At 34.9% G+C, this 8,338-nt stretch carries 7 protein-coding genes; 4 read left to right on the top strand and 3 right to left on the bottom strand.

Annotation, left to right across the window (positions count from 1 at the left end; translation table 11 throughout):
- A partial coding sequence (locus AACY61_RS04840; protein WP_339610458.1) for a cytochrome c biogenesis protein ResB occupies window positions 1-2,277 on the bottom strand: 2,277 nt, incomplete at its 3' end.
- Window positions 2,278-2,497: 220 nt separating this feature from the next.
- Here AACY61_RS04840 and AACY61_RS04835 point away from each other — a divergent pair.
- The 4 genes from AACY61_RS04835 to AACY61_RS04820 all read left to right on the top strand — a co-directional run bounded on the left by AACY61_RS04835 (window position 2,498) and on the right by AACY61_RS04820 (window position 7,350).
- Window positions 2,498-3,268: a DUF2520 domain-containing protein gene (locus AACY61_RS04835; protein ID WP_339610457.1), complete on the top strand. Its 771-nt coding sequence runs from the start codon at window positions 2,498-2,500 to the stop codon at window positions 3,266-3,268.
- A complete protein-coding gene (locus tag AACY61_RS04830; RefSeq protein ID WP_339610456.1) occupies window positions 3,249-3,779 on the top strand; it encodes an HAD hydrolase family protein in 531 nt (176 codons plus the stop codon). The genes AACY61_RS04835 and AACY61_RS04830 overlap by 20 nt, the downstream gene beginning before the upstream one ends.
- Before the next feature lie 31 nt (window positions 3,780-3,810).
- A complete protein-coding gene (locus AACY61_RS04825) occupies window positions 3,811-4,728 on the top strand; it encodes a geranylgeranylglycerol-phosphate geranylgeranyltransferase (RefSeq protein ID WP_339610455.1) in 918 nt (305 codons plus the stop codon).
- A gap of 150 nt (window positions 4,729-4,878) precedes the next feature.
- Entirely contained in the window at window positions 4,879-7,350 is a 2,472-nt protein-coding gene (locus AACY61_RS04820; RefSeq protein WP_339610454.1) for a TonB-dependent receptor, read from the top strand.
- A 97-nt stretch (window positions 7,351-7,447) separates the two neighbouring features.
- Here the strand turns inward: AACY61_RS04820 and AACY61_RS04815 are convergent, their stop codons facing one another.
- Complete coding sequence (locus AACY61_RS04815) at window positions 7,448-7,609, bottom strand: hypothetical protein (RefSeq protein WP_339610453.1); 162 nt, start codon at window positions 7,607-7,609, stop codon at window positions 7,448-7,450.
- 121 nt (window positions 7,610-7,730) lie between these two features.
- Window positions 7,731-8,228: a 6,7-dimethyl-8-ribityllumazine synthase gene (gene ribH / locus AACY61_RS04810; RefSeq protein WP_339610452.1), complete on the bottom strand. Its 498-nt coding sequence runs from the start codon at window positions 8,226-8,228 to the stop codon at window positions 7,731-7,733.
- Between the last annotated feature and the right edge of the window lie 110 nt (window positions 8,229-8,338).

Raw genomic sequence — 8,338 nt, 5'->3', positions numbered from 1 at the left:
TTTATATTTTTCTTTAAAGTAATTTATAGAATAATTAAAAATATCTATTTTATTATATAAAATTTCGGCTTTTACTCTGTTTTCACTAGGCATAATGTTACTGCCATACTTTTTTTGGTAATTTGTTATGCTCTCTATATATTCATTTGCTTTGGTATAATCACCTGTTTTTCGAGCCTCTTTCAATTCAGAAAAATACATTGGTAATATATTTCTGGTGTAAAGTGAATCTTCACCTGAAATGCCAGCAGCGCTAAGTTCCGGAAAAGAAACCCAGGTATTATTGTCATCGTTTGGTACCGGGAATATTCTTAAAACAGTACCACTCAGTCCCTGATTGAGTAAATAAAGACTTTCATAGGTTTTTAAAAGGTCTTTTTCATACTGATTTGGTGTTGCTTTTTTTGAAGCTTCTTCTAGATAGGGTCCAATTTTACTGTTTCCTTGCTGATCAAACATTTGAATTAGAGAAACCTTTTCAGTTTCAACAGGCACTCCTATCAACTTTCTAATACTATCATTTCCTCTTTTAAGACTTATCATGGGAATTTCGACCCAAAGCCGGGGAAACTCACTCATTGATAATAATGCTTGGTTGGCGTCTAATCCTTTATAGTGATCACTTCTGCTTACTTTTCTTAGCAATTCTGAAGCAAAGGTATTGACAGGCTTCATGCGCCCACCCTCATCCTGAATGATAAGCTGACCAAATTTTGCTGCGTGCTCTTTATCAACTTCATTGGCAAAAATGATTGAATCCAGTTGATTCACTTCTACTTCTCTGTGTTGATGTGCATCCTGAGCATAAACTGAACTTCCCAAAACAAAGAGTATTAAGCTTGCCAGTTTTGCCTTTTTAGATTTAATTTTGTCAAGCATTCGTTTCAATGCAGTAAAACGGGAATTAGGATCAAACCATATCGCCATTAAACTAATGTAAAGCAGTATATATCCTATATAGGTTACCCAGGTTCCCCAAAAATCATGATTCACAGACAATACTGTTCCAAGTTCATCAGGATCAAAACTTGCCTGAAAAAAACGATATCCCTGATGGTCTAGTACATGGTTCATAAAAATATCATAATCAAATGAAGTGTTGTCTGGATTATTGACAGTCACCTTACTCATAAAAGAGGAATAAGCACTTTCTGTACCCGGATATTTTTCAGCAATAAAATCATTTAAGGTTATACTAAAAGGCAGTTCTATCTCTTTGGAGCCATAACTGATATGAAGGTCCAGCCCGCCTAATTCTACACTTGTTGGCTTAGGTGCAAAACCTTGTCCACCCAAAAGTCTTATTATTTTTGCTTCATTGTTTGAAGTTGCTTTAATAACTAAGGCATCCATATTTGAAGGTTGGTCTTCTGGGGCTTTTACTAAGTCAAATGTGCCTTTGGAAATTCCCTGAGGAAAAACAAATGACATTCCGGCCATTTGATAAAGCGACCTCAATTGCAGAGGTTGTAAACTATCACTCACAACTTCTCCTTGTTGCTGATCTGCCATTCGCATATAATCACCGGAAAAAGGAGTGAATATTTGATAACTCCCCTCCTCATCAAGTGTAATATTTATTGCTCCTTCTGTAAATTTGTTGAGTGCAAACAGCACCCCATGTATACTTGAAACCTGGCCATTTTTTAACCAGTGAGAATGTCTGTTTCCTCCTTCGGCTTCAACAAGTTCCAGATATTCTTCTCCTGACTCATCTTCAATAAGGGTCTCAATAGCACCACCTATATAGTCAACATACTCAAGGGTAACTGACTGACCTTTATAATCAGTGTGTATTGTAAAATCGTTGTTTAAGCGTTCTGATAGTAATAGAGGTTTTTGATGCTTTCGGCGTTGTGGTACTCCCTCCACTTCATAATCTCCGTCTATCAGGGTGGTCAAGTACACTTTTTCAGAAAGCATAACATTTTCTGTAGCTCCCTCCCTTATAGGCATTACACCTTCAAATCCAATATAACGAGTAATAAAAGCACCGAATAAAATTAAAATAAACGATAAGTGAATAAGGAGGGTTGCCCATTTTTCTTTTCGTAATAAACGATATCTGAAAATATTTCCCACAAAATTGATAGCAAAAAGCACCATAATTGCCTCAAACCACCAGGCATTGTAAACCATCACTCTAGAATAGGGCGTTGGTGAGGTAGTCTGCTGGGCGTCTAAAAAAGTTCCTACTCCCATAGCAATTGCAAAAACTATAAATAATATTCCGGTAAGTCTGGTAGAAAATAAAATGGAAGCAATCTTTTTTTGCATGTCAGAAAATTGAAGTGAAATAAATTGGCGCAAATTTACTGAATTTTGAAGACTTAAATGTATTTATCAACCCTCTAAAAAGTTAAAATTAACTGAAGAATTTAATAAATAGAAAGAGTAGAAATATTTCTTAATCGAATAATTAAATGAATTTAACTCTAAAAATATTAAATTCTCAAATTGCATTCAAGGAGTCATAATTCTTCCTTATTTTAGCCTTATGATTCGCATTGTTGTTTTAGGAACCGGTAATGTAGCTACACACCTGTTAAAAGCATTTATTACTTCATCAAACGTTGAGGTTGTTCAGCTGTACAATCGAAATCAAAAAGGGCTTGATGAAACTGATTTTAATGGACCTAAAACTACCGATACAAGCAAATTATTAGAAGCCGATTGTTATATAATTGCCATATCTGATGATGCAATAGCAAAGCTCTCGTCTTTACTAACATTTAAAAACCGACTGGTACTTCACACTTCAGGAAGCGTTTCGCTACAAGAATTGGATCAAAAAAACCGCAGAGGTGTATTTTATCCTTTGCAAACATTTTCTAAAAAGAGAAACCTTAACTTTAATGAAATTCCTATTTGCATAGAAACAGAAAATGACCAAGACTTACATTTGGTAAAAAGTTTAGGTCTGGCAATTTCAAACCAACTATTTGAAATCAATTCTGAAAAGAGAAAACAATTACATTTGGCTGCAGTTTTTGTATGTAATTTTGTAAATCACCTTTATCAGGTGGGCTTTGAAATTACTTCTAAAAACGAGCTTCCATTTTCAATATTAATCCCTTTAATACAAGAAACAGCACATAAAATAAAAGAAGCTCCCCCGGCTGAAATGCAAACCGGCCCGGCTAAAAGAAATGATCAAAAAACGATGGTGAAGCACTTAAACTTGCTGAGTGAAGAGCCTGACCAAAAAAAACTTTACAAATTAATTTCAGAAGCAATTCAACAAACCCATGGAGGAAAAAAGTTATAAAGAATATTTACAACACATCAACAGTTTTGTGTTTGATGTAGATGGCGTTTTAACTGACGGAACCATTACAATCACTACTGATGGTGATTTACTCCGAAATATGAGCATCAAAGACGGCTATGCTTTAAAAACAGCTATTGAACAGGGGTATCACGTTTGTATTATTTCCGGGGGAAGTAACGAAGGTGTAAAAAAGAGGTTAAGAGCTTTAGGAATATCAAATATTCACTTAGGTGTTCAATACAAAACAGAAGTGCTTGAGGAATATTTTGATGTCTATGGCATCAAACCTGAAAACACACTTTACATGGGCGATGATATTCCTGATTTATATGCAATGAAAGAAGTAGGACTTCCAACCTGTCCTCAAGATGCCGCTGCTGAAATAAAGGCAATCTCAAAATACATTTCTCACCGAAAAGGAGGTAAAGGTTGTGTGAGGGACGTGATAGAACAAGTACTGAAAGTACAAGGCAAATGGCTGAAAAATCACAATGCACAGAATGATTAACTATTTCTATTAAATTTTCTGAAAACAGTATATGGTTGCTTTTCTGAATCTCATCCGTTTCAAAAACCTGATTTTTATTGTTTTATTGCAGGTTTTGATAAAGTTTATTCTATTTGATTCGTTAGAGTTCAATACAGCACTATCAGGTTTTAATTTTACAATTTTAATATTTGCAACAGTTTGCATAGCTGCAGGAGGATATATTATCAACGACATTTATGATGTGGCTATTGATCGTATCAATAAACCTGAAAGACTCATTGTTGGAACTATTTTTTCTCAAAATAAAGCATATAATTTTTATGTAGGAACCACAACTACCGGGGTTTTTGCTGGGTTTTATTTGTCCAACTTAGTTGAAAAACCATTTTTAGCCGGCTTGTTCATCATCCTGGCAGCTTTGTTATACCTTTATGCTTCTTACATAAAAAAATTAATACTAGCAGGTAATTTGCTTGTCGCACTAATGGCAGCCATGAGCATTATCATTGTGGGTTTGTTTGATTTATTTCCTGCATTGAATTTTGAAAACCAAGCTGAGTTCTCCAACACTTTTATATTGCTATTGGCTTATGCTCTTTTTGCTTTCTTACTGACATTAATCAGAGAAATTGTAAAGGACTTGGAAGATATCAACGGAGATAAAAACGGTGGTCGAAAAACCATTCCCATAGTTTTGGGAAGAAAACGCACTGGTTTTTTACTATTTATTTTAGGTGTAGTCGTTACATGCTGTTTACTATTTTATATGTATCACCAACTTTACAGGTTTCCCTATGCAATGTTATATTTTTTATTTTTTATCATCGGACCTTTACTCTACTTTTGTATCAATATTCTTTCAACAAATAATAAAAAAGGCTATGCTAAATTAGCATCTATCTTAAAGTTAATTATGTTATTTGGTATCCTTTCCTTTCTGCTTTATCATTTTGGATTTATTGAATAATATGGCTTGAATACTCCCTATTTTATTATCATTTCATTGTATATTATTTAACAAGATTTTAAGCAAAACGCCTTAAACCAAGGCGTATTTTCGCAGTCTTAAAAATGGTTAAATACTCAATCACCATTATTGTTACATCAAAATTACACTATGAAAAAGATATTACTTCTACTCACTGTTTTATTATCAACATCTTTTGTTTTTTCACAAACGGGAAATTTCACTGTTTCAGGTAAAGTCATTGACAAAACCTCAGGACAACCTTTGGAGTTTGCCACGGTATCTTTGGTAAAATCAGACAGTAAAGAACTTGTGAACGGAGGAATCACTGATCTTGATGGTTTTTTTAATTTGGAGGTGCCTAGTGGTACTTATGATATCAAATTTGAATTTATTTCATATGAAACCGTAACCATTAACAACAGAAACATAAATTCTGACACACAGCTAAATTCAGTAAGTCTGGATGTTGATTCCGAAAGTCTTGATGAAGTTGTTGTAAGAGCTGAAACAACTGAAGTACAGGTAAGACTGGACAAAAAAATATACAATATTGGTAAAGATTTAACCACTAGAGGTGCTACTGTTGGTGATGCTTTAAGCAACGTTCCTTCCGTTGCAGTTGATGTTGAAGGAGCTATAAGTTTAAGAGGAAATGAAAACGTAAGAATTTTAATCAATGGAAAGCCATCGGCAATTGCCGGTTTTGGAGATACTGATGCGTTGACACAATTCCCTGCTGACGCAATTGAGCGTGTAGAAGTAATTACCAGCCCCTCTGCAAGATATGATGCCGAAGGAACAGCCGGTATCCTGAACATTATCCTCAGAAAAGAAAAAACACTTGGTTTTAATGGATCAGTAACCCTTAATGGAGGTATCCCGGCAAATAATGGTATCAATACAAATATTAACTTAAGAACAGATAAGTTTAATATATTTAACACTTCAGGGTATAGCTACCGTAAATTTCCCGGAAATGCCAATTTTGAAAACACTTTTGAAAATGGAGATTTCACCAGAACTCTTGAAGATAGAGAGTTTGACAGAAAAAGAACCGGTTTTAATACCAATCTGGGTATTGAATATTACCTAACCGAAAGCTCTTCGTTAACCGCTAGTGGCTTTTTGAGAATTAGTGACGGTGAAGATGAATCCCGAACAGATACCAGAAAGTTTACAGGAAGTGACCTTGCTGAACGCTCTTTTCGAAAAGAAATTGAAACCGAAGAAGACACCCGTTATCAATTCTCACTGAACTACATTAACAAATTCAACGACGAAGGTCATCAACTTACCGCTGACCTTCAGTACGAAAACAGTTCAGAAACCGAAAACTCATTCATTACAGAACAAAATACTTTTCCAAATAATCAAGCATTTCCTTCAGAAGACATCATTACAAAAGAAGATCAAAATGAATATTTAGTTCAGGTTGATTACGTTTTACCAATTGGAGAAAATGCCCAGTTTGAAGCAGGTTACCGAGGTGATTTTGAAAATGAAATAACAGACTATTCTCTGTTTGAAGAAGACCTCAACACAGGAAATTTTGAATTAAACGAACTTTTGACCAACGTTTTTGACTATTCAGAAAATGTCAATGCCCTTTACACTCAATACGGCAACAAGTTTGGTCAGTTTTCTTTCCTGCTGGGGCTTCGTCTTGAGAATACCCAACTGAAAGGAAAATTATCCTCTGAACTTTCTGAAGAAGAGCTCTCACAGGTATTTGGAGTCAATATTGATACCGATTTTGACAAAAACTACTTAGGCCTTTTTCCAACGGTTAACTTGATTTATGAACTTGCTGAAAATGAAAATATAACATTAGGCTACAACCGCAGAATTAACCGCCCCAGAGGTTGGTACATTAACCCGTTTCCTTCACGTTCTAGTGTGACAAATGTTTTTCAAGGAAACCCTGATTTAGATCCTGCCTATGCCAGTGCTTTTGACTTAGGATACCTAAAACGTTTTGGAAAATTTACTTTAACAAGTTCTGTATACTATCAACATGAAACTGATGCTTTTGAAAGAGTTCAACTAAGAACCGGTGAAACCATCAATGGAATTGAAGTAGTAAGAACCATTCCTATCAACCTTTCAACTAACCAGCGAATAGGTGCCGAAGCAGGGTTTTTGTATAACCCACTTAAATGGTTAAGAATGAATGGTAGTTTCAATTTCTTCCGTTTTGAAACAGATGGCGAGTTTGAAGGCATTGATTATGGAGCTACAAACACCAGCTGGTTTGCCAGATTCAGCTCTAAAGTAAGTCTGCCTGCAAAAATTGACTGGCAAACAAATATGTTTTACAGAGGGCCTTCTGAAAACTCTCAGACCAAATCTGATGGAATCTTTTCTCTAAACCTGGCCTTCAGCAAAGAACTTTTTAATGACAACGCTACAATTTCTTTAAATGTAAGTGACTTGTTAAACTCAAGAAAAAGAAGCTCATTTACACAAGGAAATGGTTTTACGTCAGACAGTGAGTTTCAATGGAGAGAAAGACAAATCACAGCTTCGTTTACCTATAGATTTAACCAACAAAAAAATCAAAGAGACAGAAGATCTCGTGAAGGAAACGGCGACGACGACTTTGAAGGCGGAGAGTTTTAATATAAACTCTTTTTAGTATTAAAGAAAATAAAAAAGGGAGCTCAATAGCTCCCTTTTTTGTATAATATATATTTTTAATATTGATAGAATCGTTTTATTACTCTTTATTTTTGGCTGCACGCTTTTCTTTAAGAAGTTCCATCACAGCCCCTCCCAACCAATAAGGTACAAAAAGCATCAAAAAAATCATCAACCAAAATCCAATGGTTACGATGGTCATAAAAGCTAAAAATCCGAGGTATTGATCAAATTCAAACATAATTTCTGGTGTAATTTATAACTGTTTACAAAGATACAAGTAAAATTTTAATTTTTACAAGCAAATGAATTGCTTTTACCTAAAAAGTTAAGCACAACTAATCAACAATTCACTGCCCATTTTAATAAGCCGATTCTTTCTTTAGTTGAGCCATTTTGATTGCAGCAATGGCTGCTTCAACACCCTTGTTTCCATGCTTTCCACCACTTCTGTCAATTGACTGTTGCAAGGTGTTGTCTGTTAGCACACAAAATATCACAGGAATTTCTCCTTGCAAATTCAAATCTTTTATTCCTTGGGCTACCCCTTCACAAACAAAATCAAAATGTTTCGTTTCTCCTTGAATCACAACTCCAATAGCAATGATTGCATCAAGCATATCATAGCATTTGCTCATTCGCTTACAACCATAAATTAATTCAAAACTTCCGGGTACATTCCAGCGAACAATATTGTCATTGATTGCTCCGTGTTCTTTCAATGTGTCAAATGCACCTTGAAAAAGATTTTCAGTAATGCTTTCGTTCCATTCTGAAACAACAATCCCAAACCGAAAGTCTTTCGCATTTGGGATTGATTTCTTATCGTAAGTCGATAAATTTTTATTTACTGTTGCCATTAAATCTAATTTAAAATGACAAAATCAACTTTGTACAGTATCTAATTCATAGCTTCTGCCTGACCAATGTAAACATCAACTTGATTGGCTTCTGCAGATTCCGGGAAGTC

It is taken from the genome of uncultured Planktosalinus sp. (assembly GCF_963973675.1).
Lineage (GTDB): Bacteria > Bacteroidota > Bacteroidia > Flavobacteriales > Flavobacteriaceae > Planktosalinus.
The sequence above is the reverse complement of the archived record's forward strand: the minus strand, read 5'-3'. Positions and strand labels throughout refer to the sequence as shown.